The organism is Bacillus sp. FJAT-44742 (assembly GCF_002797315.1).
GTDB lineage: Bacteria > Bacillota > Bacilli > Bacillales > Marinococcaceae > Thalassorhabdus > Thalassorhabdus alkalitolerans.
In genome coordinates, this window is record NZ_KZ454936.1 from 2,826,126 (window position 1) to 2,850,920 (window position 24,795).

The window sequence follows — 24,795 nt, forward strand, 5'->3', positions numbered from 1 at the left end:
TACCCCTCCTCTTCCTTTGTCAGTTTTTCATCCTTTTTCCGATTTACCGCTGATATTCCTTTCTCAATTGACCTGAAATAATATTTTTTTGAATTTCAGAGGTTCCTTCATAGATTCTTGTTATCCTGGCATCTCTGTAGAATCTTTCAATTGGATATTCTTGAATATATCCAATGCCCCCATGCACCTGAACAGCTTTATCTGCCACCCTGTGATATACTTCGGAGCCAAAAAGCTTGAGCATGGCAGCTTCTTTAATTACTTTTTGTCCTTCTTCTACCATCCAGGCAATGCGATACGTAAACGACCGTAGTGCCTCGATATCCATTGCCATTTCCGCTATCATATGAGCCACTGCCTGGTGCTCAATGATAGGGACCTTAAACTGTTCTCTTTCTTCAGAAAATTCCATGCACATATCCAACAGCTTTTGACAAGAACCAAGGTTGCGTGCCGCCAGACCGGCCCGTCCATTAGCTAGAATCTTTAATGCGTTTACATACCCCTGTCCTTCTTCTCCAAGAACGTTTTCCTCCGGCACCTCGCAGTCTTCAAAAAATATTTCAGCAGACTGAGAGCCTTTTAGTCCCATCTTCTTCTCAATTGCGCCAACCTTAAAACCAGGGAAGTTTTTTTCTACAATAAAGGATGTGATTCCTTTAGGTCCTTTGGATGCATCCGTGACAGCCATGACAGTGAAAACATCTGCAATGGGGGCATTTGTAATATAATGCTTTGTGCCATTTAAAATATATTTATCTCCCTTTTTGACTGCCGTAGTTTTTAAGTTGGTAGCGTGGGAGCCGGCAGAAGGCTCCGTTAGTGCAAAAGCGCCGATTTTTTCCCCGGATGCCATGTCAGGCAAATATTTCTGTTTTTGTTCTTCAGTTCCCATCTCTACGATTCCAACCGATCCAATCCCTGAGTGGGCACCGATTAACGTAGTATAGCCGTTGTGAGTTTTCCCGATCTCTTCATATAAAGCGCACTTACCTATCATTCCGATTCCTAATCCGCCGTATTCTTCTGGAATACTTAGTCCAAACAATCCTATGTCTTTAGACTTTTCCACGATTATATCCGGAATTTGGTCATCCTCTTCTATTTGCATAGATAAAGGATCAACTTCATTTGCAACAAAATCTCTAATGTTTTTCTTAAGCAATACAAGATCTTCATCCAGCTGAAAGTTCATGTGTGACCACTCCTCAGGAATATTGATAAAACCCTCTTCCCGTCTTTCTTCCAAGCCTTCCTGCTTTAACATATTTTACTAATAGGGGGCAAGGGCGGTATTTCTCTCCCAGTGTTTTGTATAAATACTCCATATTGCGCAGGCGTGTATCTAATCCGACTAAATCTGCCAGCTCTAATGGGCCCATAGGGTGGTTTAATCCTAGTTTCATAGATTTATCTATATCTTCTGGAGTGGCCACCCCCTCCATGACCATATTCATTGCTTCATTTCCAATTAAGCAGTTCATCCTGCTGACAGCAAAGCCAGGAAACTCGTTTATAGTAACGCATTCTTTCTTCATACGTCTCCCTGCTTCAAATACCTTGTCTACTGTCTCCTGCGACGTTTCCAGCCCGCGGACCACTTCAATGAGCTTCATTCTATGCACCGGGTTAAAAAAATGCATGGCTACGCAGCGATCAGGACGCCTGGTTTGTGCTCCAATCTCTGTAGGGCTCATGGTTGAAGTGTTGGTTGCTAATATTGTATGGCTGGGTGTAATCTCATCAAGCTGCTGAAAAATTTCTGTTTTAAGCTCCATAATTTCAAGGACAGCTTCTATGACTATGTCTGCCTCAAAGCCGGCTTCATCTAGTGAAGTGGTATAAGAAATCCTCTCAAGGGCTTCAGCAGCCTGGTTAGCAGATATATAGTTTTTCTTTATATTTTTCTCGAAAAGCTCTTCAATATAGGTTCGAGCGTTTTCCAGGGAAGATGAGTGTACATCATGAAGAACTGTATGAAAGCCGGCGAGAGCAGCTTCATAGCATATTCCTCTTCCCATTGTCCCTGCTCCCACCACTCCAATTCGTTTCATTAGCCTACCTCCAATTAAGCTTGTGCCATTAATGCCTTCTTGAATTGCTCTGTGAGCAGCGGAATCACTTCAAATAAATCGCCTACGATTCCATAATCAGCTACTTCAAATATAGGGGCTTCCGGATCCTTGTTAATTGCTACAATAATTTTAGAGCTGGACATCCCTGCCAGATGCTGTATTGCGCCCGATAACCCTGCTGCGATATATAAATCAGGTGTTACAACCTTGCCTGTCTGGCCGATTTGTAAAGAATAATCGCAGTATTCAGCATCGCATGCTCCTCTTGAAGCACCTACCGCACCGCCTAATACCTCAGCAAGCTCTTCTAAAGGCTTAAATCCCTCTTCACTCTTTACTCCCCTGCCGCCCGCAACAATCACCTTCGCTTCCGATAGATCAATACCGCCGCTTGTTTTCTTTACAACATCTTTGATAACTGTCCGCAAATCTTTAATGTCGAAAGTAACAGAAGAGACATCTCCCTCTCTGGACTCGTCTTTTTTCAAAGCGGGAATGTTGTTAGGACGAATGGTTGCCAGCATCAAATCGCTTTTCATACTCTTCTGTTCAAACGCTTTTCCTGAATAGATAGGACGGGTAAAGACGAGATCCTCCCCTTCACCTTCAATATCAGTCACATCGGACACCAGACCTGTTTTTAAGGCGGCGGCTATTCGAGGAGCCAGGTCTTTTCCTGAGGAAGTATGGCATAATAGCATTCCATCTGGCTTTTCGTCTTCAAGTAATTGAAGACATGCTTGTTTGTAAGCATCTGTGGTATATTGTTCAAGTTCCTCCTGCTCGGAAACAATCATACGATCCACTCCGTGCTTGATCATTTCACTGGCAAACTCGCTCGCCTTGTTCCCAAAAAGAATACCAACGACCTCGCCATCGTTCACGGCCTTACGTGCTGCTGCGACTGCCTCAAGGGAAACATTACGAAGCTCTCTATCACGGATCTCACCCAATACTAGTATTTTTTTCATAGTAAATCCCTCCATTAAATAACTTTTGCTTCTTCTCTCAAGTGCTTTACAAGCTCTTGGACTTGATTTTCAATTTCTCCCTCCAGGATTTTGCCCTCTCCTTTTTCCGGGGGTAAAAACCTTCCTGTCGTGGAAGTCTTAGCTTCTACATCCTCTTCCTCAAGATCTAAATCATCCAGATCCAATGTTTCTAATGGTTTTTTCTTCGCTTTCATAATCCCTGGCAAGGAAGGATATCTTGGTTCATTTAACCCTTGCTGACAAGTAACAAGCAACGGGAGAGAGGTTTCAACAATTTCAATATCCCCTTCAACATCCCTTTCTGCTGTTACTGCTTGTCCCTCAATGTCGAGCTTTGTGATCGTAGTTAATTGGTTGATGCCCAGTCTTTCAGCAATACGGGGACCAACCTGTCCTGCCCCGTCATCTACCGCCACATTCCCGCTTAAAATAATATCTGCGTCCTTGTCTTTTAAATAGGCTGTTAATATTTCAGAAATGGTGAAGTGGTCGATTTCCTCATCTACATCCTCTGTATCTAGTAAAACCGCCTTGTCCGCTCCCATGGCGAGAGCCGTTCTTAGTTCCTTTTCAGCATCTTCATCGCCCGCTGTGATTACTGTTACCTCTCCACCATGCTTGTCTCGAAGCTGTATAGCCTCCTCGATCGCATATTCATCATAAGGGTTAATAATAAATTCAACTCCGTCATCATCGATCATTCCATTTTTAATTACTATTTTTTCCTCAGTGTCAAAGGTTCTTTTCATGATTACAAATACATTCATCTTATTTACCTCCTTATGTAGATTTTTTCACTTTAAATGTCCCTGTGCCTTTTGCCAGCAGTACATCTTCATGGCTGTACATCTCACTCTCACACGTTACAATCCGGTACCCCTGATGAAGAATCTTTGCAGATGCCACGATATCTCCTTCTTTGACTGGGGCTAAAAAATTAATATTCATGTTAACGGTCACAATATCTTTCTCCACAGCCTGCCGCACTGCCAGGCTCATAATGTTATCAAGCATCGTAGCGTAGACACCGCCATGCACTGTCTGGTTCGTGTTTAACAAATATTTTTTTATTGGCAGTTTTAATAAAATGACGTCTTTTCCAGCGTCCAATATTTCAAAACCTAAGTGAGAAAAGAAAGGACTTGTTTCAAAGCGTTGTCTTAGGGTCTGCGACGAACCGGACATAGGATCTCCTCCTTATACACCTTTAAATTCTGGTTTTCTTTTTTCTAAAAATGCTGTGGTCCCTTCTCTCTTGTCATCCGAGTTAAACAAGATTGCCTGTGAGAGCTTTTCAATCATCAATCCCGTTTTCATGTCCGTTTCATAACCTGAGTGAACGGATAGCTTGGCCAGCTTCACTGCCAATGGGCCCTTTGCGAGGATTTGGTCAGCAATGGCCTTTGTCTTCTCAAATAGTTCCTGAGGAGATGCGGTGTCACTTACTAATCCAAATTGCATGGCTTCCTCGCTGGAAATGATTTTTCCAGTAAGAATCCATTCCATGGCCTTCCCTTTTCCAACAAGTCTTGACAGTCTTTGTGTACCTCCTGCTCCGGGGATAATTGAAAGGTTTAGCTCAGGTAATCCAAATTTAGCTGCAGTAGAAGCCACCCGAATATCACATGCCATTGCAAGCTCACATCCGCCTCCAAGAGCATACCCATTTACCATGGCAATCGTTGGTTTTTCATAGCTTTCAATGTAATCATAAACTTGCTGCATGCCATTGTTTGTTAAGGCGTCTGAAGCTGTTTTCTCTGTTAGCTGGGAAATGTCTGCGCCTGCAGCGAATGATCTTTCTCCCTGCCCAGTAAAAATAACGCATCTGATTTGATCATCGTTTTTTATGCTCTCCAGTGAAGTCACAATCTCATCTAACGTTTCTTTATTAATCGCATTTCTAACTTCCGGCCTGTTAATCGTAATTAACGCAAGCTGCTCTTCTTTTTCGACTAAAATGTGTTGAAATGTCATTTGTACCTCCTGATTTCATTTTGAAAGTTTTGAATATTTCAGCTATAAGAATAGAATCCTTTGCCAGTCTTCCTCCCTAGCTCTCCTTTGTTAACTTTATCTATAATAATCTGTGAGGGTTTATCCTCTTCATTGCCAGATTCCTTATATCGTTGCTCTCTCACGCTATAATGAACATCTAATCCCGTTAAATCAATTAATGCAAAGGGACCAATCGGATGGTTTAATGCTTTTGTACAGGCAAGGTCGATCTCTTCTGCTGTCGCGATTTCATTTTCATACAGATAAATGGCTTCATTCATTACCTTTCCAAGGATACGGTTCGCCACAAACCCTGATATTTCTTTTTTCAAAAGAATAGGTGTTTTATTTAATTTCTTCGCTAATTCAAAAGCGGTTTGAGCTGTTTCTTCTGACGTATGAGGACCTTGAACCACTTCGACCATTTCCATGACCAATGCCGGATTAAAAAAGTGAAAGTTGCAAACTTTTTCTGGCCGATTAGTATGGTGGGCAACTTTAGAACTGACAATCGTAGAGCTGTTTGTCGATAAAATGGCATGTGGAGGAGCAAGCTTGTCCAGCTTTTCGAAAAGTTCTTTTTTCACTTCAACGTTTTCAATAATTGCTTCAATAACAAAATCACTGTTTTTTACAGCATCCTCCAGGGAAGATAAAAAGGTTAAACGGGAAAAAGCCTCCTCTACTTCCTGTTCAGAAACCTTGCCTTTTTCTGCCCTTTTATTTAACCGGAACCGCAGCTCTTTTTCGGCTTGTCCCAGGCTCTCTTCATTAATGTCCTGCAGCTTAACGTCGAATCCAGATAGTGCAGCTACCATTGCAATTTGAGAACCCATCGCTCCGGAACCTATGACACCGATTTCTTTTATTTGGTCAACACTCATCGTTGCAGCCCTCCATTTTTTTGTTCTTCTTAAGGGTTATTCATCTGTTCCTTGCTCTTGGTAATCTCTTCATCTACTAGTTTTCTTCTTAACACTTTGCCGACCGTAGTTTTAGGAAGTTCGCTGCGAAAAGCAATTTCCTTTGGAATTTTGTAGCGTGCCAGTCTTGTGGAACACCATTCAATAATCTCCTCTTCTTCAGGATTCATGTTATCCCTCGGTACAATCACAGCTTTTACGGTTTCCCCTCTGTAAGAGCTTGGTACGCCAAACACACATACTTCCTTTATCGCAGGGTGTTCATATAAAACTTCCTCGACTTCTGCTGGATAGATATTGTAGCCACTCGCGATAATTAAATCTTTTTTCCTTCCAACAATATAGAAGTATCCCTCAGAATCCATGGTGGCCAAATCACCCGTATACAACCAGCCATTACGAAGGGCAAGAGATGTTTCTTCTTCATTATTCCAGTAGCCTTTCATGACTTGGGGTCCCTTTATCACGAGTTCTCCTACTTCTCCAACAGGTACTTCTTCCTCTCCATTATGCTGCTCCACAACCTTCGCTTCAGTGTTAGGCAGCGGTATTCCAATGCTTCCCGGCTTTCGATGGTCCCCTACTGGATTCCGGTGAGATACTGGTGAACATTCTGATAACCCGTATCCTTCAATGATTGGTGAATTGGTTTTCTCCTCAAACTCTCTCATTAACTCAACTGGCATTGGGGCAGACCCGGAAATACATCTCTTTAATGAACGTAAGATTTCCGGTGATGCTTCAGGATGATTGATGATCGCAATATACATGGTAGGAACACCGGAAAACAGGGTGGGTTTATGCTTTTTCATAATGTCAATAAAATGATCGATATCAAACCGTTTCATACATATAATTGCAGCGGACCTCATCACTCCAAGGTTTAAACAACTAGTCATACCGTACACGTGAAAAAATGGTGACACCGCCAACACTCTCTCCCCGGGACGCTTTAAACCGTTTGTTGTAAAAATGAAGCTTTGATACACGTTCGCTACTAAATTGAAGTGAGTGAGCATTACACCCTTGCTTTTTCCAGTCGTTCCTCCAGTATATTGAAGGACAGCCAAATCTTTTTTCGGTGCAATAGATACTTCAGGAACCTCCTTAGATTGGCCCCTTTCTATCAAGTCATACAGGCTGTATTCTTCTTCACCTAAAGTGTCTTTTTCATCGTTTACGGTATAAATATTTTTTGTAATCTGTGAGATTTTTATTTCTGACATCTTCCCTCGCTGAAAGTAGTTACTAAAAAACCAGGAAGACCGTGAATTTTCTAATAAATACTCCAGCTCCCCTATTTGATACATCGGGTTAACCTGGACAACAATACCTCCTAATCGAAGGACTGCATAATAACAAACACAATATTCAGCTGAGTTAGGAAACATCAGTGCAGCCCGGTCTCCTTTTTTAAACCCAAGCTGAGATAACGAAGCAGCAAGACAATCTACCTTTTCCTTAAACTCCTGATAGGAAATTGTTTGATTGTCATCAATTATCGCTGCTTGTTCCGGGTAATCCTTCGCTGACCTGTTTAAGAGTTCATAGAGGCTAATAGAAGGTATTTCAATTTCTTCAGGAATATCCTCTGGATAAAAAGCATGCCAACGTTTTTTCAATCTTCTTCCTCCTTATTTTTTTGCTTCATTTAGAATGTGCTTGGCGACTATTATTCTCTGAATCTCATTTGTTCCTTCATAAATCTTTGTAATTCGGGCATCCCGGTAAAATCTTTCAACTGGATACTCAGCAATGTAACCCATACCCCCATGAATTTGAACTGCTTTATCTGCTACTTTGTTAAATACCTCTGAAGCGTACATTTTTGCCATTGATGCTTCCTTGATTGCTTTTTTACCTTCATCAATCATCCTTGCCGCATTCATTGTTAATTGCTTGGCAGCTTCTGTTTCTGTAGCCATATCTGCAAGCATCCATTGAATTCCTTGGTTATCTGCTATAGGCTGTCCAAACTGTACTCGCTCTAAGGCATATTCAGCTGACATTTCAATCAGCTTCTCTGAAGATCCTACAGCTCGTGCGGCCAGGCCTACCCTGCCTTCGCCCAGGATTGTTAACGCAGAGACATATCCCATTCCTACTTCACCAATCACATTCTCCTCTGGCACCACACAGTCTTCAAATATGATCTGTGAAGTGTAAGAACCTCGGAGACCCATTTTTTTATCTTCCGCTCCCACGCTAAACCCTGGGAAATCTTTTTCAACTAAAAATGCGGTAATGCCGCCTTTGGCTCCTTTTTCCTTATCAGTTACAGCAAACACTGTGATAACGTCTGCAATGGGACCATTGGTTATAAAATGTTTCATTCCATTTAGTATCCATTTATTCCCTGCCTTTTCTGCCCGGGTGGATAAGTTTGTTGCATCAGATCCGGCTCCCGGTTCTGACAAGGCAAACGCTCCTATTAAATTACCTGATGCCATATCCGGAAGATATTTTTGTTTAAGGTGGTCTGATCCCAGCCTTACTAAACCCGTGCTGCCGATTCCTGTATGTGCGCTAATTAACGAAACATATCCATTATGTGTTCTGCCTAACTGCTCTAGCACTACGGCCTTCCCGCATGTATCAAGGCCGATTCCCCCGTATTCTTCTGGAATGCTGAGGCCAAAAAGCCCTAATTCTTTCGCTTTCTCTACAAGATGCTGAGGTATTTTATCTTCTTCTTCTATTTGCTGAGCATAAGGTTCTACTTCATTTTCCACAAAGTTTCGAATCATCGTTTTCATTTGAGACACTTCGCTAGCTGTAGCTACCATTTTGACACGCTCCTTATGTTCTTTTTCATACACCTTATATATAAGCAAGATTCGTGCCAAATAAAAAAGCGCTATATAACAGCGCTTTCATATTTCAAGCAAAAACCGAAGATTCATTTTTGAATTATTTTCTGAATTAACTCTATTTTCTGTAATTCACTTTTGTATTATGAACCAAAAATGAATTACAGGGTTTCCGTATCAATAGAAAGTCCATATTTTTTTAGTTTTCTTACGACTGTTGCCTGGCTGGTTTCCAGGTGTTCAGCAATTTCATAAGTTGTAGACCATTTTTTTACCGCTGTAGATAATACCTTTTTTTCTGCTTCTTCCACGCTTTTCTTTAAAGGAAGTAATGTACTCTCGGGGACATATTCATATCCTTCTTTATATTCGTCTGGAAGGTCGTCAAAGGATAAACTCTTTGCGGGACAGGTTATCATCATACGTTCAACCAGATTAGATAACTCTCTGACGTTCCCAGGCCAGTGATACCTTAGAAAAAATTCTGTTAATGTACGGTCTGCTGTTTTATTCATTTCATATTTTTTGTTGTATTTATTAACTAAGGACTGCACCAAAGGCAAAATATCTTCTTTTCGCTCCCTGAGTGGCGGCACAAAAACCGGCACTACGTGCAGACGGTAATATAGATCTTCTCGGAACGTCCCTTCCTTTACCATCTTTTTTAAATCCTTATTTGTGGCTGCTATTACTCTAACATCTACTTTTTTTGTTTTTGTTCCACCGATTCGCTGAATCTCCTTTTCTTGAAGGACCCTGAGAAACTTCACCTGCAGTGGTTCGGGCATTTCTCCTACTTCATCCATAAATAAAAAACCTCTATCTGCCATTTCAAACAACCCGGGTTTTCCTGAGCGGCTGGCTCCTGAAAAGGCCCCGGCCTCATATCCAAATAATTCAGATTCCAGCAAGTCTTTAGGAAGAGCACCGCAATTAATTTTAATAAAGTTTCCACTGTCGTAGCGATTGCTCACGCGATACAAGTGCCTGGCTAATACATCTTTCCCTACACCCGTTTCTCCTAAAATGAGCACCGTCGTATCTACATGAGCTAATCTTTCTGCGGTGTTAAAGAGGTCCAGCATCTTTTCGCTTTTAATTACTACCTCAGGATCTTCCTTTGTATAGGCTTTAAGCCTTTCAAGCTGCTGTTCGTATTTTTTATTTAATTGCTGTACTTCATTTAGTTGTTCATGCAGCTCATTTAATTCTGACAAATCTCGAATGTTGGTTACAATTTTCTCAATTTCCCCGTTTTCATTAAAAATAGGGCTGCCCGTCATTACCGTTTTTTTCTGATTAAAATTCTTTTGTACGACATTCACCGTTTCTTTTGCTTTCAATACTTTTGTGGTGACGGATTCTTTTAATATCCCTCTTTTCATAAGATCATGGACGTTTTTTCCTATGTAGTAGTGTTTGGGGATGCCTGATATTCTTTCTATGGCTGAATTTGTTTTTAATGTATTTCCTTCATGATCTGTGATGTATATACCATCATAGGAGCTTTCAATGATGGCATCGAGCTCACGGTTTGACTTATTAAGTTCCTTAATCTTCTCCTTCATTCCAGCGTATTCTTCCCCTGGCACTGCTATATAGTTAAAAATGCCATTAGTAGAAGGATAATTTGTTTTTCGCATAAAAAATAGAAAACATTGATCTTGCAGTTTCCCTAAAAATGATTCTTGATCAGTGCGAAAATCAGAAAAGACAGAATCAGCGTTGTCACCCGCTGTGACTTTCCCCTGGAAAAGTTCAAATGCAGCTTCGTTTAAGGACTGTATGGTAGTTTCATGATCAGTAGTGAATGAAGCAAACGGGAAATGGAATATACTCATGGGAGCCATCAGCCTTTCCTTACATCTATAAACGTCAATATAGAGTAAAGCGTTTCCAAAACAGGCGTATCCACTTCTAACCTTCTCGCCTTTTTAACGAAATACCCGCATAATGCTTCAACCTCCATGGGCTTGCCCTTTTCTCTATCCTGAAGCATAGAGGTTTTGTGATGTCGTACTAAGGCGGCATCAGCGAATACTTGATCTATTGCTTTTTTAGTCACTTTAATATTTGCTTTCTTTGCTACTTCTACGATTTCCTTTAATACCAGCTCTGCTGTTTTATTTAATTCAGGAGAATCTAATATCTCGCCTACAGCAGCTCCAGTTACAGCAGACAGAGGATTAAAAGTGACATTCCAAAGAGACTTTCGCCATTTTCTTTCAATGATGCGGTCGCTTGACCTTGTATTGATCCCGCTGATTTCAAACAACTGAACGACCTCATCCGCTTTTTGACAGTTATCATCTGATAGACTTCCAATAAAAAATAAATGATTCCCTTCTTGTTTCACTGCGCCTGGAGAATCTACCTGGGCAGAAATATGTGCAGCACCAGATAACACCTGCTTCTCTCCATAAAGATCAGCTAATACTTCTTCGTTGCTCACTCCATTTTGAAAGGTAAGGATTGATGCCTCCTTTTTGACAAAAGGCATCATTTCCCTGGCTGTCTTTAACGTATCCGGTGATTTAACCGTAAACAAAATAAGGTCTGCCCCTTTTATGACATCCATAGAATCAGTAAACGTTGCTTTTATGGTTTTTTCGTGGTTGTTTGTTTTTAAAATCAGACCATTTTCCTTCATATGCTTAAGATGTTCTCCTCTGGCAATCAATGAAACATTCATTCTTTCATTGCTCAACATGCCGCCAAGATAACTTCCAATAGCTCCTGCCCCAACTACTGCAATATTCATAGCATCCTCCTTACGACTAAAAATGTCATTTACATTTCTTCTATATGGGAGAAACCATTTCCTTTTATCTATCTTTGTAAAATCTTCGTCTGGCCCTTCTCTGCTTTGAACCCAAAGGCTCAAGTAGACAATCCATCCCAGCCTTTCTCTCGCATCCTCGGTGAGATGAGACAACGCTGGTATGGCACCTGCAGATTCTGCCATAAAACATTTCCCTTTATCCGTTACAGATCCATAAATAAAAGCATACCAGAAGCTTCCAGCATGCTTTCCTTCAGTATTTACTTACTTTAAGAATTGCCCTCGCTGGCGAAGCAGCTCTCTGTGAAGGTGAACATTTTTCTCAAAAGCTGCTCTGCCATGCAGCCAGAATAAATTATTCAGCATAACCAGATTCCCTGTAGGAAGGTTTAACTCAATGACATTTTCATCTTCCTCCATAGAAGAAGAAAGATCACGTAAATACTTTGCCTGTTGAATAGATTCAGGATAAGCAAATTGGTCGATAAAGCAAATGCAAGGGTTGTTATTTTTCAGGAAAAAGGTTTTACGTTTTACTTCTTCTTGTACATTTTTACTTGCAGGAGCTTTGTAAGTAAATTCGTAAGAAGCTAAAGGATCTTTAGTAAAACGCTCAAGCTCCTTCCAATCATCCAGGTGCAGAAGCCTTGATTCTCCTCCAACCGCATGTTCTTCAGCCATTTTCATCATTAGCAGCCAGTCAGTTGGTTCATCTACAAATGTCCCGTCAGTGTGTAAGGTAAACCGTCTATAAGCCTGCCTTAAATAAGAATCACTGTTATCTGTATCCTTCACGGTAAACCTTGCATAATACTTTCCTGACATGGCATCGAAGTTGGGCTCTCCTATTAAATGACTTAAAGCAGTGGAGAATAGGATATATTCAGCTACGTCATTCGTTTGTTCTTTAACTCCTATAGTAAATCCCCCTGATGCCCTGTCATGGAGAATACTGTTGATCGTTTGGGAAAAAGAGGGTCCTGCAACTTCTTCAAGCTTTGCCGCTGCGATAAATCGGTTGTAAGGCACATATTCCAGTCTTTCTGTGCTCATATCCTTTAGCTCGGAAAAGAATTGTCTTACCACAGCATCACTAATTTCAATATGATACAGTCGGTTGCTTTGCGGATGCTTACTTACTCGAAACGTGTTCTCTTCCTTTACAAAATCTCTTTTTACATCCTGTTCAAGCATACTCATTGTTCATTCCTCCTCTAAAATTAAACATAAAAAGCCAGCTATACTGTGAGGTTGCACAGTACAACTGGCTTTAGATTACTGGTTATGCTCTACGGAAATAGAGTCATAGTAACTAAACAGCTGAAGAGTTATATAGGTGAATTCGCGTATTCCTTCATTCACGATTCTTCAGGTTCTACCCTGAGAAGGTGAATGGGTAACTGATTACAGTGTAAAACAGCTTAAAACTAATGTCAACATATATTCAAAATATTCTATCATTTACTATGATTGACTGGTGAGAGCATTTTCTTTCTTCATGCCTATCAACCTTGTCACTTCTTCACCGATCTGGATAGAAGCTGTGGCTGCTGGTGAAGGAGCGTTACAAATGTGAAAGCTGTTTTTCCCAGTCACAATATGAAAGTCATCGACAAGGCTTCCATCTGCCTTTAAAGCTTGTGCTCTTACTCCCGCCGGTGCAGGATCCAAGTCATCTCCGGTTATTTCAGGAATCAGCTTTTGGAGGCTTTCTACAAACTTAGCTTTGCTGAATGAGCGAATCATTTCTTCTGATCCTTCTTTCACATAATTTCTTGCCAGTTTCCAAAAGCCGCTGTACCCCATGACTTCCATGAAATCTTTAAGTAAAAAATCAGTCTTTCTGTATCCTTCTCGTTTAAAGCTAAGAACTGCATTGGGTCCCGCTTCTACTTCTCCATCTATCATTCTCGTAAAGTGGACTCCTAGAAATGGGAAGTCTGGGTTAGGCACAGGATAGACAAGATTTTTAACAAGTCCCCTTTTTTCCTCTTTAAGAGTATAATACTCTCCTCGAAACGGGATCACTTTCATGTCTGTATGATAGCCCGTTTTTCTTGCTATTCTATCACTGTGAAGACCGGCACAATTAATTAACGTTTTGGCTCGATAGGTGCTGTGCTGTGTCTCTATGGTTACCTGGGACTCCTCCTCTGTAATATTTTGAACCTCAGTATTAAGAAGCATTGTCCCTCCGCCCTCTTCAATCAGCGAAGCAAAAGTCTCACTGACCTGCTTGAAATTAACAATTCCTGCTGAAGGAACATGAATCGCTGCAAGGCCGTTCACGTTAGGTTCCTTTTCCTTCAGCTCTTCCCTGCTTATTTTTCTAATGTTTAAGCCGTTCTCCAACCCACGTTTGTAGAGATTATCTAAACGTGGCAGCTCCTGGTCATTAGTGGCAACAATAACCTTTCCGCAGACATCATGGTCAATGTTATGCTCTTGGCAAAACTCTACCATCGATTGATTGCCCGCCTTTGCGAACCTTGCTTTGTAGCTTCCTGGTTTATAATAAATTCCAGAGTGAATAACGCCACTGTTATGACCAGTTTGGTGAGAGGCCCAGCTTTCTTCTTTTTCAATCATTAAAATGGAGGCCCCAGGGAACCTTTTTGTTAGGGAGTGCCCTACAGAAAGGCCAACAATTCCACCACCTATAATCGCATAATCGTACATTAGCTTCCTCCTATTCCCTGATTAAAATGCAAAAAAGCCAGTCTTCTCCTTTTTCAGGCGGGGTGACTGGCTATAACCTATTTGTAAATGCTCTTCACTCTTCCTGAAGAATCATAGGCTACTCAGTATGATTAAAAAAATTTTACCTTTCCCTTCTCTGGCCCTGTCAGGGGCTGCCTGACTAGAAGAGAAGGAGTATCCACCTAATACTGTATACTCCTTTTGAAATTATGTCAATGTTCAGACTTGTTTACTTATTTCTTAGAAAGTGTGTATGAAACTGAATATGTAGATCTTTAATGGCTGCTAAAATTGCGTTCTTTGCTTTTCCATGATAGTGGGTTTCCACCGCTCTTAGTATAATTTCTACACTGTCCTTGAGACTGTATCCTCTTAACAAATGATGAATATATTCCCTTCCATGTTCTGTCGCCAGAGTACAGGAGGCTTGAAGTATCACTCCATACTTTCTGTCTACTTCTGCTGTAACTGTCAACGTATTAAACACACTTTGCGCCGCCATGCCTTCTGGAAGTCTTGCATGGCCGGCAATAAATGCAATGTTGCCATTTTCCATGTACTTTTACTCCTTTCCACACTTTTATTCTATATTATAAAGGAGAGAACCAACTCTACTCTGCCTGCTATGAATCGTTTTATAGAGAGTTGCTCTTTTTACTGTTAGATAGCTTTCTTTGAATCTGCTTCCATGCCGCTCTCCTTATCCTTGCCTTCTGGGAGAACATATGAAAAAGAATCTTTATATTCCTTTAGTTCCACGCTGACATCTATTGATTGAATCCCCTCTAATTGTGATAATTGATGATTCACAAAATGAACGAGGGATTCATTGTTTCTAAAATAAGCCTGTATAATTAAATCATGCATACCGGAAAAAGCTCCGACAAAACGGACTTCCTGAAAGCTCTTAAGCTTTATGGCAATATCCTCTTGTTTCCCCAGCTGTGTTGAGAAACCGATAATTGCCTGAACATGTAGGCCCACCTTGTCAGGATTCGTATGAACCACAAATTCAAAGACCCCATTTTCCTGCATTTTTTTAACGCGGGAACGGACTGTCCCTTCACTAACCCCTAGTATATCAGCAATATTACTGTAAGGGCGTTTCCCATTTTCCTGCAAAAATCCCAGGATAGAAAAATCCACTTTATCCAGCTCTTGCATTTTCCCCACTCCTCATCTAAAGGATGTAATATTTACAATTATAGGTAATCATTTTATGTCTTACAAGGTATTATCCAGGCACTTTTTGACGCTTTTATTACATACAAATACACTATGAAAAATGTCGAACTCTCTTAGCAACAGGCAGACTTAAAAAGCAGACATGGATTCAGCAGAAAGCTACCTTTTTTTCCATGTGAACAGTCTCCAGCCTGTCATTCTCATCTCTCACAATTAAAAAACCTTTCTTCTCCCAGAAAGTTAGTCCTCCAGGTAAAAACTCATGTGTATGAAGATACATTGTTTGATAGCCGGATTCGACACAAAACCTGACAGCTCTATCATATAACCTTGAACCAATTCCTTGCTTGCGGCTATCACTTTTTACGTAACATTTAATAATTTCACAGGTGTCCGGTAAGCAATACCGCCCTTGTAAAGCGGTAATTCTGTCGTCATATGGCCGGACAGCAATTGTTCCCAAAACATTCCCTTCAGAAAAAGCTGCTAAAAAAATGGCTTTATCATTATTAATAAACAGTCTTTCCATCTCGGTAATATCTTTTTTAGCGTTATCGCTTAAAGGAAAAGGATAAACTTCTGCCATGGTGGGGAGCAAAAATGCGGCTACATTATCAATTTCCTCTGGTTTTACCTCTCGTATGTCAATCATGAGTTCCTCCTGTGCTATGTACTAAAATTCAAGCAAAAATAACTTTTATTCAGTAAAGTGAAAGTTACAGCTGACTAACCATTGGCATTGTTCTACGTACCTGGTAGATTTCTTGGATGCGGGGGGATTGCCTTTTTGAAAGCAGCAATGTCTTTACCCTGCAGCTCTCTTCTTCTATAAGAAGCAAACAGATATCCGCATATGCCGGCAGGACACTTTCAAGTACGATACTAACTCCAGTTTTTTTCTATCATTGAAACAATAGCATGATCATCAGCTAATTCATAATTTAATTTGCTTTTTATATCGAAATTTTAATTTATCAGTTAAGAAGATGGAGCCGTAGAACGGGCTTAAAGAATTATTATAACAAAAAGATATGTTGTTTCTCTTAAGCTTTTAGTGGGGGCTGGACTTTCATTTATATTTTATGTAATTGGAATTCGGCGGACTACCCCGACAACTGCTTCGATGGTCGCTATGGTAGAGCCGGTAACAGCTTCATTATTTGGCGTTTTGCTTCTTGGAGATCATTTGACAACCATTCAAGTTTTTGGAATGGTAATCATCCTCCTTACAATCACCGTATTTAGTGTGAAGCAGTCCAATTGAGTATTTTTCCAGTAATTCACATTAACGCGGGTCCTCTGTAGTTTCATTAATATAATGGTAGTTCTTCTGCGTCTGGCTTTGTCTTCTCAAGACATGTAAATAGTTTACTTCCCTTCTTGAACGGGTATTATTCTTCTTGTCCAGTTTGAGAAAGGAGGATTTTATGCCGCAAATTCAAGAAGGAAAAGAGTATCTAGATGTAAAAGCAGGACGCTTTCGGCTGTATTTTTATAGAAGATATAAGGTCATTACTGTCATTAACGACCTGCTCATTGGCATCTTATTTGTTATTGGAAGTTTGCTGAACTTTTCTTCTCAAACAGAAATATTTGGCATGGTGGCTTATTTACTAGGAAGTATTTTCTTGTTTATCCGCCCTCTTCTTAGACTGATTCGCAATACTTCTTTACGAAAAGATATAACCGACAAAGACACGTATACCACAGACGGTTAGTTTCGTTTTGAAGGGTCCTGCTTTTATGTTTTATCTGCCCTTACCCCTCCCAGCTTCCTCCTTCTGAATATCTTCTTTCTTCTTTATCACCTTTTATAGGACAGTGAGTTGAACTCTTACTTATCACAGGGTTCTCTACACCTGGTGGTTACCATAAAGGTTGTTTCGCAGGAAACGAGGCGTATCAAATTATTGGTGAAGGAGAGGAAACTCGCCTACATATTAAAGACACTTGCACTGGGTGTTAAGGTATAAAATTACACAAAGAAGAGCGGTGACATAGGAAATGCAGCCGCTCTTCTTAGTTCTGTATAATTATCTTTTTAAGATTACTCTCTCATCAACCGTTCATTTTCCCACAACGATTGTTAGGTATCTTTAAGCTTATTTTCCTGTTGTTTCACTTGCCATAGCCGATGGAGATGGGTGACAAATACCTTGCTGACGGCATACGTCGGAACGGCAAGCAGCATCCCGACAATACCCAAAAATTGTCCCGCTACAAGCACTAAAATCAATACAGTCACCGGGTGCATTGAAAGCTTTTTGCCCATCACCTGTGGTTGAAGCAGAATGCTTTCAATTTGTTGAATGATCACAATAATAATAATCACAAGCAGAGCCATAAATGGAGATTGCAAGATCCCGACTATAACGGCAGGCACCGCACCAATCCAGGGACCGACGTATGGAATTACGTTGGTAATCATGGCAAAGAGCGCAAGAATTAATGCATAATCCAACCCAATAAGCGTAAATGCAATGTAACAAAGAATTCCTATAAAGGAACAAACGATAAGAATTCCTTGGATATAATTACTTAACATCTTATCCATACCACTAAGAATACGGCTCGCTTCTTTTTTATTATCTTTCTCCTGAATAAAACGAAGAATACTATTTGGAAACTTTTCCCCTTCTTTTAACAAGTAAAAAAGAATAAAAGGAATAACAAACAGGGCGATTAATACATTAAACACGGCACCGACAAAGCTTAAAGTGTTAGGTACAATATTCGACATAATGTTGTTAATAATAGATCCTGCTTGCTCTACCTGCTCTTCAACTTGAAAGAATTCCGTTAAATCAAATCGTTGGACCAGTTCATGCTGCTGAATTTGTATAAGCAGTTGCTGCATTTCAGAAATAATTACTGGCATGCTGTTGACTAGACTATTCATTTGATTTTCTATCTCAGGAACAATAAGTGAAAGGAGAGCTACAATTAAAGCGGCAAAGCCGAAAAATAATAGTAAAATCGCAAGTGTTCTCGGTATTTTCTTACTCAACCTGTGAACAATAGGCCTAAATATGTAAAATAGTATTCCTGCTATTACAATGGGAAAAAAGACTGTTTGGAAGAATACAAGCAGAGGGATAAAGATCCAGTCAATGAGCGTCCCTAAATAAATAATTAAAAAAATAATAATAATTGCCGACCCAGTTTTTAAAAACTTATTATACATGTAACCACTCCTGCAAAATAAATAGGACAGTATTCAAAGAAACTAAAAAAGCAGGATACCCTTAAAGTCAGGAGTAATTTTCCACCTTTAACTAACTATATGACAAATCGGATCAGGAAATCAATGAAACCAAGTTCTGCAAAGAAACCTATTTATTAAACACACACCTTACGGTAACGAATATAGTCTCAAGTATGGGGCGAACAAAGATATACTGAGTGAAAAAGACAAAAAAACGTAACCTCAAAGGTTACGTTGTAATTATGTATGGTGGAGCATAGCGGGCTCGAACCGCTGACCTCTACACTGCCAGTGTAGCGCTCTCCCAGCTGAGCTAATGCCCCATTTCCTATTATTCAGATATGTTTTATTATATATTGTTTTCTTTAAGTTGTCAATTTATAAAATAAAGTCAAGAATCAGCCAGCCAATAACCCCAAATACAGCAGTAACCGCCGCTTCTCTTATTTTTTCTTTTCTCAGCTTCTTTTCTTTCACCCAATCGAGAAGGATCCACCCTAAAAAAACGGCAATCCCAAAAATCAGTGCTTGAATCATTCTCTATCACCCGCTTCCTCTCTGTCCGTTCCTAACTATAGCAGATGAAGGTTGAATGAACAAGAGGTTGGCTATACTGAAGCTACTACTCTTTTTTGTCTGGAGGATGTATGTAAATGCTTCCTTTTCATAAGCTTACTCAGCATTTTGCTAAGTCTCACTTGCTAACCAGACTATTTTTAGTAATTGGGATCATTATTATTAGTATAAGCTGGCTGATGCACCGGCTGGAGCCACATACCTTTCCCACTTACTTTGATGCCGTCTGGTGGGCCATAGTCAGTGCTTCTACAGTGGGATACGGCGACCTTGTACCTGATAGCACGATTGGGCGCGTTATTGCTATCATCCTTATTTTATTTGGGATTGGATTTGTCACCTTTTTTGTTACATCCTTGGCTGCCACTACCGTTACAGAGGAAACACAATGGCGTCAGGGGAAGCTTTCCTGCCGTTATGAGAACCACTGCATTGTCATTGGCTGGAATGAAAAAAGCAGGCAGGTGATCAAAGAGCTGCAGAGGCAACATGCTCAAAGAGAAATTGTCCTCATTGACGAAACTCTTCAGCAGCCTCCCTTTCCCCGTCACTCAAGTGTTCACTTTATTCAAGGGAATCCTAACATAGATGAAACCCTGAAGAAGGCGAATATCTCCAAAGCTGCAAGTGTACTCATAACCGCAGGAAGATCAATGAATGAACAAGACAGCGATGCACGGACGATCTTGACTCTTCTGGCAGTGAAAAGCAATAACGATAAGGCAATGGTAACTGTTGAAATATTAACTCCTGAACTTCTCGCCAATGCAAAAAGAGCCGGTGCAGATGAAGTCATAGAATCGACTTATGTGACCAGCCTTTTGATGAGCGGAAGTACGGTTTATCCTGGAGTAGCAAGTATCATAACCGATTTACTTGAGCATGAGGACCAGTATAACCTCAAGATGACTGAAATAAAGGATGATTGGGTTGGGCTTTCCTTTGAAGAGCTTTTACACGAATTCAGAAAAGAAGGCAAGCTGCCTCTCGGTGTAAAAAGACAGGGGAAAATGCTGTTAAATCCTAATGCTCCTTTTTTTGTGTCCCAGGAAGACTCCATTCTCTTTGTTGACCATTAAGTTAACAATGTGGCTTCCAGCTCTTCTATTAACAAACGGCCTGTTTCTAAGTACTTGTTAGGAACGGCCGCATCGTGTACAACCGGCTTTTGGAACTGGTTGAATAAGGCATTATAGTTGTAGACGACATCATCAATCCCTTCCTCATATTGATGAGTTAATAAAAACGGGCGTCCAAGCTCCACAGTTACACCTTTTGTTTCAACCTCTCCATCAATAGCCCGAAAAGGCAGCCTCAGGAAATGGTATCCATGGTCATCGTCTATTTTATAGTCAAAGTAACCATGATCATAATCCCAATTTCCTCCAATTCCATACCCTAATGGATGCAATTTTTCCTTTAATGTTTCCATTTTGAATTTATGTTCTTCAATTCTTGACTGCAGTTGGATCATTGTCGATTACCCCCTTTACCTGGTTAGCTTCGACATTTCTATCCTTTTTCATACATCAAGAAGGACGGGACGTATCCACAGTAAAAAAACCGGTCCTGATCATTCAGAACCGGGCTGGCTGTTATTTTTTCAAGCGGTTTTCAAGCTCTTGCTTCTGCTCTTCAAATCCAGGTTTTCCAAGCAAAGCAAACATGTTTTTCTTATAATCCTCTACTCCTGGCTGGTCAAACGGGTTAACACCTAAAAGATAGCCGCTGATCGCGCAAGCTTTTTCAAAAAAGTAAACCAGGTAACCAAAATGGTACTCATTCATTTCTGGAATCGTAACAATCAAATTAGGTACCTTTCCATCGGTGTGAGCTAAAAGAGTACCTTCAAACGCTTTTTTATTTACAAAGTTCATTGTTTCGCCGGAAAGATAGTTTAAGCCGTCTAAATCGCTTTTATTTTCTTTTAAGGTAATGTCATTGCCCGGCTCTTCAATTTGCAGGACAGTCTCGAACAGGTGACGACGGCCATCCTGCACGTATTGTCCCATGGAATGAAGATCTGTAGAAAAATTAACCGAAGCCGGGAACAATCCTTTTCCATCTTTTCCTTCACTTTCGCCAAATAGCTGCTTCCACCACTCAGATACATACTGAAGCCTTGGCTCATAATTTACAAGAAGCTCGATGGTATTACCTTTTTGGTAAAGAGCATGGCGTAAGGCCGCATATTGGTACGCCTCATTTTTTTCCAGGCTGTCTGTGGAAAGAGCTTTTCGTGCATCTGCTGCACCTTTCATCATGCTTTCGATGTCAAGACCGGACGCAGCAATCGGCAGAAGTCCCACAGCCGTTAAGACAGAATAACGACCGCCTACATCATCTGGTACGACAAATGATTCAAACCCTTCTTCAGAAGCAAGTGTTTTTAAAGCTCCTTTTTCTCTGTCGGTCGTCGCATAAATCCTTGACGCTGCTTCTTCTTTACCATACTTATTTTCCAGCCACTCACGGAAAATGCGAAACGCAATGGCAGGCTCGGTCGTAGTCCCTGATTTAGATATTACGTTCAGTGATACATCCTTCCCTTCAATGATGTGAAGCAAATCGTTTACATAAGAAGGACTAATATGATGTCCGGCAAAGTAAATTTCCGGGCCTTTACGCTGTTCTTTTGGAAGCTGATTTCTAAAGGTATGGTGTAAGCTCTCCAACGCTGCTTTGGCTCCTAAGTATGAACCGCCAATACCTATCACTATAAGTACATCAGAGTCCTCGCTAATTTTGTCGGCGGCTTGCTGAATGCGTGAAAATTCCCCTTTATCATAATCTGCCGGCAGATCCACCCATCCCAAAAAGTCATTTCCTGCACCTGTTTTATTATGAAGAGCCTCGTGAGCCTGGGTAACGGCTCCTTGCAGCTGACTGATTTCTTCTTCTCTCACAAATTCCAAAGCATTACTGTAATCCAAGTTTAGTTGATTGCCCATAGCATTTTCCCTCCTATTTCTAACAACGTCTTCTATCAATGTAAAGAAGCCAAACTGACAAATCAAGACGTTTTCCAATTGTAACCGTCTTCAGCTTAAAATATATTTTATTCTTTATAATGAGTCTCTGAGAATTTTTTCAACAACCTCTCTGTCCTGTGTTAAAAACGAACCATACGAGCCATTGATTAAGGCCTTATCTGCTATTGTTCCCAAACTGTCTTCTCCAATATTATAATCTTTCAGGCGGCTTGGAGCTCCCAGATTAACCCAGAATTCCTGGAGCTTATCGATTCCTTCCAATGCAGCATCTCTTTCACTTTTATTGCTCTTATCTACATTAAAAACCTGCTCTGCCAAACGAGACATACGCGTGATTCCTACCTCTTTTTCAATGGTCTGCTTAAGCCAGTTTGGAAATAAAACAGCTAGTCCTCCGGCGTGGGGTATATCATGCACTGCTGACACGGCATGCTCCAGGTTATGTGTTCCCCAGTCACCGCGGGCTCCCATTTGAAGTACGCCATTTAAAGCCATGGTTCCACAGTACATAATAGTTTCCCGGTATTCATAATTTTCTGGTTCAGCCATTAATTTAGGGCCTGTCTCAACGCAAACCCTAAGTAGAGATTCTGCCAATTGGTCTTGCACCGGTGTGTTTGTTTCCACATGGAAGTAGGTTTCAATAACGTGGCTCATCATATCAATAATTCCAAATGCTGTTTGATCAGCAGGCACAGAATAAGTATAAACAGGATCCAGTATGGAAAAAGCAGGGTAAACAAGAGGATGGGCCCACCCATGTTTTTCATTCGTCTCCCAGTTTGTAATTACTGAATTAGGATTCATTTCTGAACCGGTTGCTGCCAAGGTGAGCACTGTGCCCAGCGGCAAAGCTTTGTCCGGCTTTGCTTTTTTCGTGACGACATCCCATACGTCAACATCGCTTGCGGCCCCTACAGCAATGGCCTTGGTGCAATCAATTACACTTCCGCCGCCTACTGCAAGAAGAAGGTCGATATTATTTTCTTTTGCAAGCTGCACCCCTCTATTTACCGTAGAGAGTCTTGGATTTGGCTCCACTCCAGAAAGCTCTGTCACCTTTATGTTCTGGCTCTTTAATTCGCTCATCACTTCATCATAAATTCCATTTTTCTTAATGCTTCCTCCTCCATATACAAGGAGAACATTGTCACCAAAAGATTTCGCTTCTTTTCCCAGATTGGTAATCATTCCTTTTCCAAAATGCAGTCTCGTTGTGTTTTGAAAAGTAAATTCTTTCATTGCAGCCTCCAGTAAATAGACATATTGGTTGTGCCTGTCTTACCTTTAATCGAAAAGCAATCCCTGTATAATGCTTTCTTACATAAAATCACAGGGTAAAAAAATAAGATACTCAAAAAAATGAAGGTTACATGCATAAAGTACTTCTCTTTATTTCATTCTATACCTACAGACCCTATTCCCTGCTTATGGGGGAAGTTTTCGTCCTATTTTCTTTAAGATGAAGGGTGGAAAAAGTAAAGGGAGGTGAAGAATAATGAGCGGAATACAACGTACAGCTTTGGTTCTCGCCATGATCGGAGCAATTAATTGGGGACTTATTGGATTTTTTGGTTTTGACCTTGTCGCAGCAATCTTCGGTGGTCAAGCAGCAGCCATTTCCCGTGTAATCTATGCAATTGTAGGAATTGCAGGGATCTATTGTATCTCTATCTTATTTAAACCTGAGAGCGAGCTTCAAAGAAGCCCAGAAACACAACGCTAACGCCTGTCAATTGTTCATGCCTGCTTCACTATGTACAGCCCGCCCGGAGCTATCGCTTCGGGCTTTTATGCTTTTTCTTCTTCCTCTGCATAGCTGAGAGCTGAAATGTGCCGGGGGGGGATTTAAACAAGATTCACCCCTTTCTTCAACCCTGCTCCCTCTCCTGTAACACTGACTATAAAATAAAAAAGTCCGAGCTTTCACCCCGGACGTTTTTATAGTGCTTATTTGCGAACTCTTTTGTTCAGGTCTGCTTGAATCTCATTTGATTGCTTCAACCAGTCCTTAAGCTTGTCTTCAAGGGTATTAAACCCCTGACTTTTCTGTTGAGTTCCGGCTGCAGCGCCACTTCGGTTGTTTGGCTTATTGCCGCCTTCGCGACGTGGAGCTCCTTTTCCTTCTGGGGCTGGCTGAGTATCTTTAATGGAAAGGGAAATCTTTCCTGACTCATTATCAATTGATTTGATTTTTACTTGCACTTCATCTCCTACGGATAGAACATCATTAATATCTTTCACGAAGCCGTGAGTCACTTCTGAAATGTGTACAAGTCCTTGTTTCTGGTCATCAAGAGCCACAAAAGCACCAAACGGTTTAATCCCAGTTACTTTCCCTTCAACGATACTACCTACTTCATATTGCTGTACCGACATGAAAACATCTCCTAACTATTTTTTAACCTATAAAGTATATCACAGGTGGCTTAACACAGCAATTTGGATATAATACTTATTCCATCAATACCAGTAGTGTAAACACCTTTTGTAAAAGGCCTGCGCTGTGCCTTCCCGGAAAAATATAAAAGTTGACAAACAGTCTCTACATAGCTA

The 24,795-nt window shown here is 40.7% G+C and carries 25 protein-coding genes, 1 tRNA gene and 1 pseudogene; 4 read left to right on the forward strand and 23 right to left on the reverse strand.

Features of this window, described 5'->3' with window-relative positions; translation table 11 throughout:
* Window positions 1–43: 43 nt before the first annotated feature.
* The 16 genes from CEF17_RS13960 to CEF17_RS14035 all read right to left on the reverse strand — a co-directional run bounded on the left by CEF17_RS13960 (window position 44) and on the right by CEF17_RS14035 (window position 16,117).
* A complete protein-coding gene (locus tag CEF17_RS13960; protein WP_100400065.1) occupies window positions 44–1,195 on the reverse strand; it encodes an acyl-CoA dehydrogenase family protein in 1,152 nt (383 codons plus the stop codon).
* A gap of 13 nt (window positions 1,196–1,208) precedes the next feature.
* Entirely contained in the window at window positions 1,209–2,054 is an 846-nt protein-coding gene (locus CEF17_RS13965) for a 3-hydroxyacyl-CoA dehydrogenase family protein (RefSeq protein WP_100400066.1), read from the reverse strand.
* A 14-nt stretch (window positions 2,055–2,068) separates the two neighbouring features.
* A complete protein-coding gene (locus CEF17_RS13970; RefSeq protein WP_100400067.1) occupies window positions 2,069–3,046 on the reverse strand; it encodes an electron transfer flavoprotein subunit alpha/FixB family protein in 978 nt (325 codons plus the stop codon).
* 14 nt (window positions 3,047–3,060) lie between these two features.
* Window positions 3,061–3,834 (reverse strand): electron transfer flavoprotein subunit beta/FixA family protein, encoded by a 774-nt coding sequence (locus CEF17_RS13975; RefSeq protein ID WP_100400068.1) that lies wholly within the window; start codon window positions 3,832–3,834, stop codon window positions 3,061–3,063.
* Between the two features lie 13 nt (window positions 3,835–3,847).
* Window positions 3,848–4,252, reverse strand: a complete 405-nt coding sequence (locus CEF17_RS13980; protein WP_100400069.1) for a PaaI family thioesterase — start codon at window positions 4,250–4,252, stop codon at window positions 3,848–3,850.
* A 12-nt stretch (window positions 4,253–4,264) separates the two neighbouring features.
* Complete coding sequence (locus CEF17_RS13985; protein WP_100400070.1) at window positions 4,265–5,044, reverse strand: enoyl-CoA hydratase/isomerase family protein; 780 nt, start codon at window positions 5,042–5,044, stop codon at window positions 4,265–4,267.
* 38 nt (window positions 5,045–5,082) lie between these two features.
* On the reverse strand, window positions 5,083–5,949 hold the full coding sequence (locus CEF17_RS13990; protein WP_100400071.1) for a 3-hydroxyacyl-CoA dehydrogenase family protein: 867 nt from the start codon (window positions 5,947–5,949) through the stop codon (window positions 5,083–5,085).
* A gap of 29 nt (window positions 5,950–5,978) precedes the next feature.
* The gene (locus CEF17_RS13995; protein ID WP_100400072.1) at window positions 5,979–7,610 is read right to left on the reverse strand and encodes a long-chain-fatty-acid--CoA ligase; all 1,632 of its coding nucleotides are present in this window, start codon (window positions 7,608–7,610) and stop codon (window positions 5,979–5,981) included.
* A gap of 12 nt (window positions 7,611–7,622) precedes the next feature.
* Window positions 7,623–8,774 carry an acyl-CoA dehydrogenase family protein gene (locus CEF17_RS14000; RefSeq protein ID WP_100400073.1) on the reverse strand — a complete coding sequence of 384 codons (1,152 nt, stop codon included), beginning with the start codon at window positions 8,772–8,774 and terminating at the stop codon, window positions 7,623–7,625.
* Window positions 8,775–8,959: 185 nt separating this feature from the next.
* Window positions 8,960–10,639 carry a sigma-54 interaction domain-containing protein gene (locus tag CEF17_RS14005; protein WP_100400921.1) on the reverse strand — a complete coding sequence of 560 codons (1,680 nt, stop codon included), beginning with the start codon at window positions 10,637–10,639 and terminating at the stop codon, window positions 8,960–8,962.
* A gap of 8 nt (window positions 10,640–10,647) precedes the next feature.
* Window positions 10,648–11,763, reverse strand: a complete 1,116-nt coding sequence (locus CEF17_RS14010) for a ketopantoate reductase family protein (protein WP_100400074.1) — start codon at window positions 11,761–11,763, stop codon at window positions 10,648–10,650.
* Between the two features lie 81 nt (window positions 11,764–11,844).
* Window positions 11,845–12,780: a glutarate dioxygenase GlaH gene (glaH, locus tag CEF17_RS14015; protein WP_100400075.1), complete on the reverse strand. Its 936-nt coding sequence runs from the start codon at window positions 12,778–12,780 to the stop codon at window positions 11,845–11,847.
* A 264-nt stretch (window positions 12,781–13,044) separates the two neighbouring features.
* A complete protein-coding gene (gene lhgO / locus CEF17_RS14020) occupies window positions 13,045–14,259 on the reverse strand; it encodes an L-2-hydroxyglutarate oxidase (RefSeq protein WP_100400076.1) in 1,215 nt (404 codons plus the stop codon).
* A 250-nt stretch (window positions 14,260–14,509) separates the two neighbouring features.
* Window positions 14,510–14,836 (reverse strand): DUF3870 domain-containing protein, encoded by a 327-nt coding sequence (locus tag CEF17_RS14025; protein WP_100400077.1) that lies wholly within the window; start codon window positions 14,834–14,836, stop codon window positions 14,510–14,512.
* 104 nt (window positions 14,837–14,940) lie between these two features.
* Window positions 14,941–15,444 (reverse strand): Lrp/AsnC family transcriptional regulator, encoded by a 504-nt coding sequence (locus CEF17_RS14030; RefSeq protein ID WP_100400078.1) that lies wholly within the window; start codon window positions 15,442–15,444, stop codon window positions 14,941–14,943.
* A 169-nt stretch (window positions 15,445–15,613) separates the two neighbouring features.
* Entirely contained in the window at window positions 15,614–16,117 is a 504-nt protein-coding gene (locus tag CEF17_RS14035; RefSeq protein WP_100400079.1) for a GNAT family N-acetyltransferase, read from the reverse strand.
* A gap of 399 nt (window positions 16,118–16,516) precedes the next feature.
* Here CEF17_RS14035 and CEF17_RS14040 point away from each other — a divergent pair.
* Window positions 16,517–16,729: pseudogene (locus CEF17_RS14040) on the forward strand (EamA family transporter); the annotation flags it as partial.
* Window positions 16,730–16,892: 163 nt separating this feature from the next.
* The gene (locus CEF17_RS14045) at window positions 16,893–17,183 is read left to right on the forward strand and encodes a YrhK family protein (RefSeq protein ID WP_100400080.1); all 291 of its coding nucleotides are present in this window, start codon (window positions 16,893–16,895) and stop codon (window positions 17,181–17,183) included.
* A 368-nt stretch (window positions 17,184–17,551) separates the two neighbouring features.
* Here CEF17_RS14045 and CEF17_RS14050 read toward each other — a convergent pair whose 3' ends face one another.
* The 3 genes from CEF17_RS14050 to CEF17_RS20090 form a co-directional block, all read right to left on the reverse strand.
* A complete protein-coding gene (locus CEF17_RS14050; protein ID WP_100400081.1) occupies window positions 17,552–18,649 on the reverse strand; it encodes an AI-2E family transporter in 1,098 nt (365 codons plus the stop codon).
* A gap of 268 nt (window positions 18,650–18,917) precedes the next feature.
* Window positions 18,918–18,993: transfer RNA gene (locus tag CEF17_RS14055), tRNA-Ala, on the reverse strand.
* A 55-nt stretch (window positions 18,994–19,048) separates the two neighbouring features.
* Window positions 19,049–19,207 carry a hypothetical protein gene (locus CEF17_RS20090; protein WP_157843046.1) on the reverse strand — a complete coding sequence of 53 codons (159 nt, stop codon included), beginning with the start codon at window positions 19,205–19,207 and terminating at the stop codon, window positions 19,049–19,051.
* A 116-nt stretch (window positions 19,208–19,323) separates the two neighbouring features.
* Between CEF17_RS20090 and CEF17_RS14060 the strand changes: the two genes are divergently transcribed.
* Window positions 19,324–20,325: a potassium channel family protein gene (locus CEF17_RS14060; RefSeq protein WP_100400082.1), complete on the forward strand. Its 1,002-nt coding sequence runs from the start codon at window positions 19,324–19,326 to the stop codon at window positions 20,323–20,325.
* Here CEF17_RS14060 and CEF17_RS14065 read toward each other — a convergent pair.
* The 3 genes from CEF17_RS14065 to CEF17_RS14075 all read right to left on the reverse strand — a co-directional run bounded on the left by CEF17_RS14065 (window position 20,322) and on the right by CEF17_RS14075 (window position 23,481).
* Window positions 20,322–20,720 (reverse strand): YugN-like family protein, encoded by a 399-nt coding sequence (locus CEF17_RS14065; protein WP_100400083.1) that lies wholly within the window; start codon window positions 20,718–20,720, stop codon window positions 20,322–20,324. The genes CEF17_RS14060 and CEF17_RS14065 overlap by 4 nt on opposite strands.
* Window positions 20,721–20,841: 121 nt before the next feature.
* A complete protein-coding gene (locus tag CEF17_RS14070) occupies window positions 20,842–22,197 on the reverse strand; it encodes a glucose-6-phosphate isomerase (protein ID WP_100400084.1) in 1,356 nt (451 codons plus the stop codon).
* Between the two features lie 114 nt (window positions 22,198–22,311).
* Window positions 22,312–23,481, reverse strand: a complete 1,170-nt coding sequence (locus CEF17_RS14075) for an iron-containing alcohol dehydrogenase (RefSeq protein ID WP_100400085.1) — start codon at window positions 23,479–23,481, stop codon at window positions 22,312–22,314.
* 256 nt (window positions 23,482–23,737) lie between these two features.
* On the opposite strand from CEF17_RS14075, the gene CEF17_RS14080 reads away from it, so the two are divergent.
* Window positions 23,738–23,965 carry a DUF378 domain-containing protein gene (locus CEF17_RS14080; RefSeq protein ID WP_100400086.1) on the forward strand — a complete coding sequence of 76 codons (228 nt, stop codon included), beginning with the start codon at window positions 23,738–23,740 and terminating at the stop codon, window positions 23,963–23,965.
* A 224-nt stretch (window positions 23,966–24,189) separates the two neighbouring features.
* Here the strand turns inward: CEF17_RS14080 and yugI are convergent, their stop codons facing one another.
* Entirely contained in the window at window positions 24,190–24,618 is a 429-nt protein-coding gene (yugI, locus tag CEF17_RS14085) for a S1 domain-containing post-transcriptional regulator GSP13 (RefSeq protein ID WP_054636195.1), read from the reverse strand.
* Window positions 24,619–24,795 lie beyond the last annotated feature (177 nt).

What these genes read in the sequence shown, in the direction of transcription:
- CEF17_RS13960 (WP_100400065.1), bottom strand. Translation starts at nt 1,195, where the DNA reads ATGAACTTTCAGCTGGATGAAGATCTTGTATTGCTTAAGAAAAACATT.
- CEF17_RS13965 (WP_100400066.1), bottom strand. Translation starts at nt 2,054, where the DNA reads ATGAAACGAATTGGAGTGGTGGGAGCAGGGACAATGGGAAGAGGAATA.
- CEF17_RS13970 (WP_100400067.1), bottom strand. Translation starts at nt 3,046, where the DNA reads ATGAAAAAAATACTAGTATTGGGTGAGATCCGTGATAGAGAGCTTCGT.
- CEF17_RS13975 (WP_100400068.1), bottom strand. Translation starts at nt 3,834, where the DNA reads ATGAATGTATTTGTAATCATGAAAAGAACCTTTGACACTGAGGAAAAA.
- CEF17_RS13980 (WP_100400069.1), bottom strand. Translation starts at nt 4,252, where the DNA reads ATGTCCGGTTCGTCGCAGACCCTAAGACAACGCTTTGAAACAAGTCCT.
- CEF17_RS13985 (WP_100400070.1), bottom strand. Translation starts at nt 5,044, where the DNA reads ATGACATTTCAACACATTTTAGTCGAAAAAGAAGAGCAGCTTGCGTTA.
- CEF17_RS13990 (WP_100400071.1), bottom strand. Translation starts at nt 5,949, where the DNA reads ATGAGTGTTGACCAAATAAAAGAAATCGGTGTCATAGGTTCCGGAGCG.
- CEF17_RS14000 (WP_100400073.1), bottom strand. Translation starts at nt 8,774, where the DNA reads ATGGTAGCTACAGCTAGCGAAGTGTCTCAAATGAAAACGATGATTCGA.
- CEF17_RS14005 (WP_100400921.1), bottom strand. Translation starts at nt 10,639, where the DNA reads ATGAGTATATTCCATTTCCCGTTTGCTTCATTCACTACTGATCATGAA.
- CEF17_RS14010 (WP_100400074.1), bottom strand. Translation starts at nt 11,763, where the DNA reads ATGGCAGAATCTGCAGGTGCCATACCAGCGTTGTCTCATCTCACCGAG.
- glaH (WP_100400075.1), bottom strand. Translation starts at nt 12,780, where the DNA reads ATGAGTATGCTTGAACAGGATGTAAAAAGAGATTTTGTAAAGGAAGAG.
- lhgO (WP_100400076.1), bottom strand. Translation starts at nt 14,259, where the DNA reads ATGTACGATTATGCGATTATAGGTGGTGGAATTGTTGGCCTTTCTGTA.
- CEF17_RS14025 (WP_100400077.1), bottom strand. Translation starts at nt 14,836, where the DNA reads ATGGAAAATGGCAACATTGCATTTATTGCCGGCCATGCAAGACTTCCA.
- CEF17_RS14030 (WP_100400078.1), bottom strand. Translation starts at nt 15,444, where the DNA reads ATGCAAGAGCTGGATAAAGTGGATTTTTCTATCCTGGGATTTTTGCAG.
- CEF17_RS14035 (WP_100400079.1), bottom strand. Translation starts at nt 16,117, where the DNA reads ATGATTGACATACGAGAGGTAAAACCAGAGGAAATTGATAATGTAGCC.
- CEF17_RS14045 (WP_100400080.1), top strand. Translation starts at nt 16,893, where the DNA reads ATGCCGCAAATTCAAGAAGGAAAAGAGTATCTAGATGTAAAAGCAGGA.
- CEF17_RS14050 (WP_100400081.1), bottom strand. Translation starts at nt 18,649, where the DNA reads ATGTATAATAAGTTTTTAAAAACTGGGTCGGCAATTATTATTATTTTT.
- CEF17_RS20090 (WP_157843046.1), bottom strand. Translation starts at nt 19,207, where the DNA reads ATGATTCAAGCACTGATTTTTGGGATTGCCGTTTTTTTAGGGTGGATC.
- CEF17_RS14060 (WP_100400082.1), top strand. Translation starts at nt 19,324, where the DNA reads ATGCTTCCTTTTCATAAGCTTACTCAGCATTTTGCTAAGTCTCACTTG.
- CEF17_RS14065 (WP_100400083.1), bottom strand. Translation starts at nt 20,720, where the DNA reads ATGATCCAACTGCAGTCAAGAATTGAAGAACATAAATTCAAAATGGAA.
- CEF17_RS14070 (WP_100400084.1), bottom strand. Translation starts at nt 22,197, where the DNA reads ATGGGCAATCAACTAAACTTGGATTACAGTAATGCTTTGGAATTTGTG.
- CEF17_RS14075 (WP_100400085.1), bottom strand. Translation starts at nt 23,481, where the DNA reads ATGAAAGAATTTACTTTTCAAAACACAACGAGACTGCATTTTGGAAAA.
- CEF17_RS14080 (WP_100400086.1), top strand. Translation starts at nt 23,738, where the DNA reads ATGAGCGGAATACAACGTACAGCTTTGGTTCTCGCCATGATCGGAGCA.
- yugI (WP_054636195.1), bottom strand. Translation starts at nt 24,618, where the DNA reads ATGTCGGTACAGCAATATGAAGTAGGTAGTATCGTTGAAGGGAAAGTA.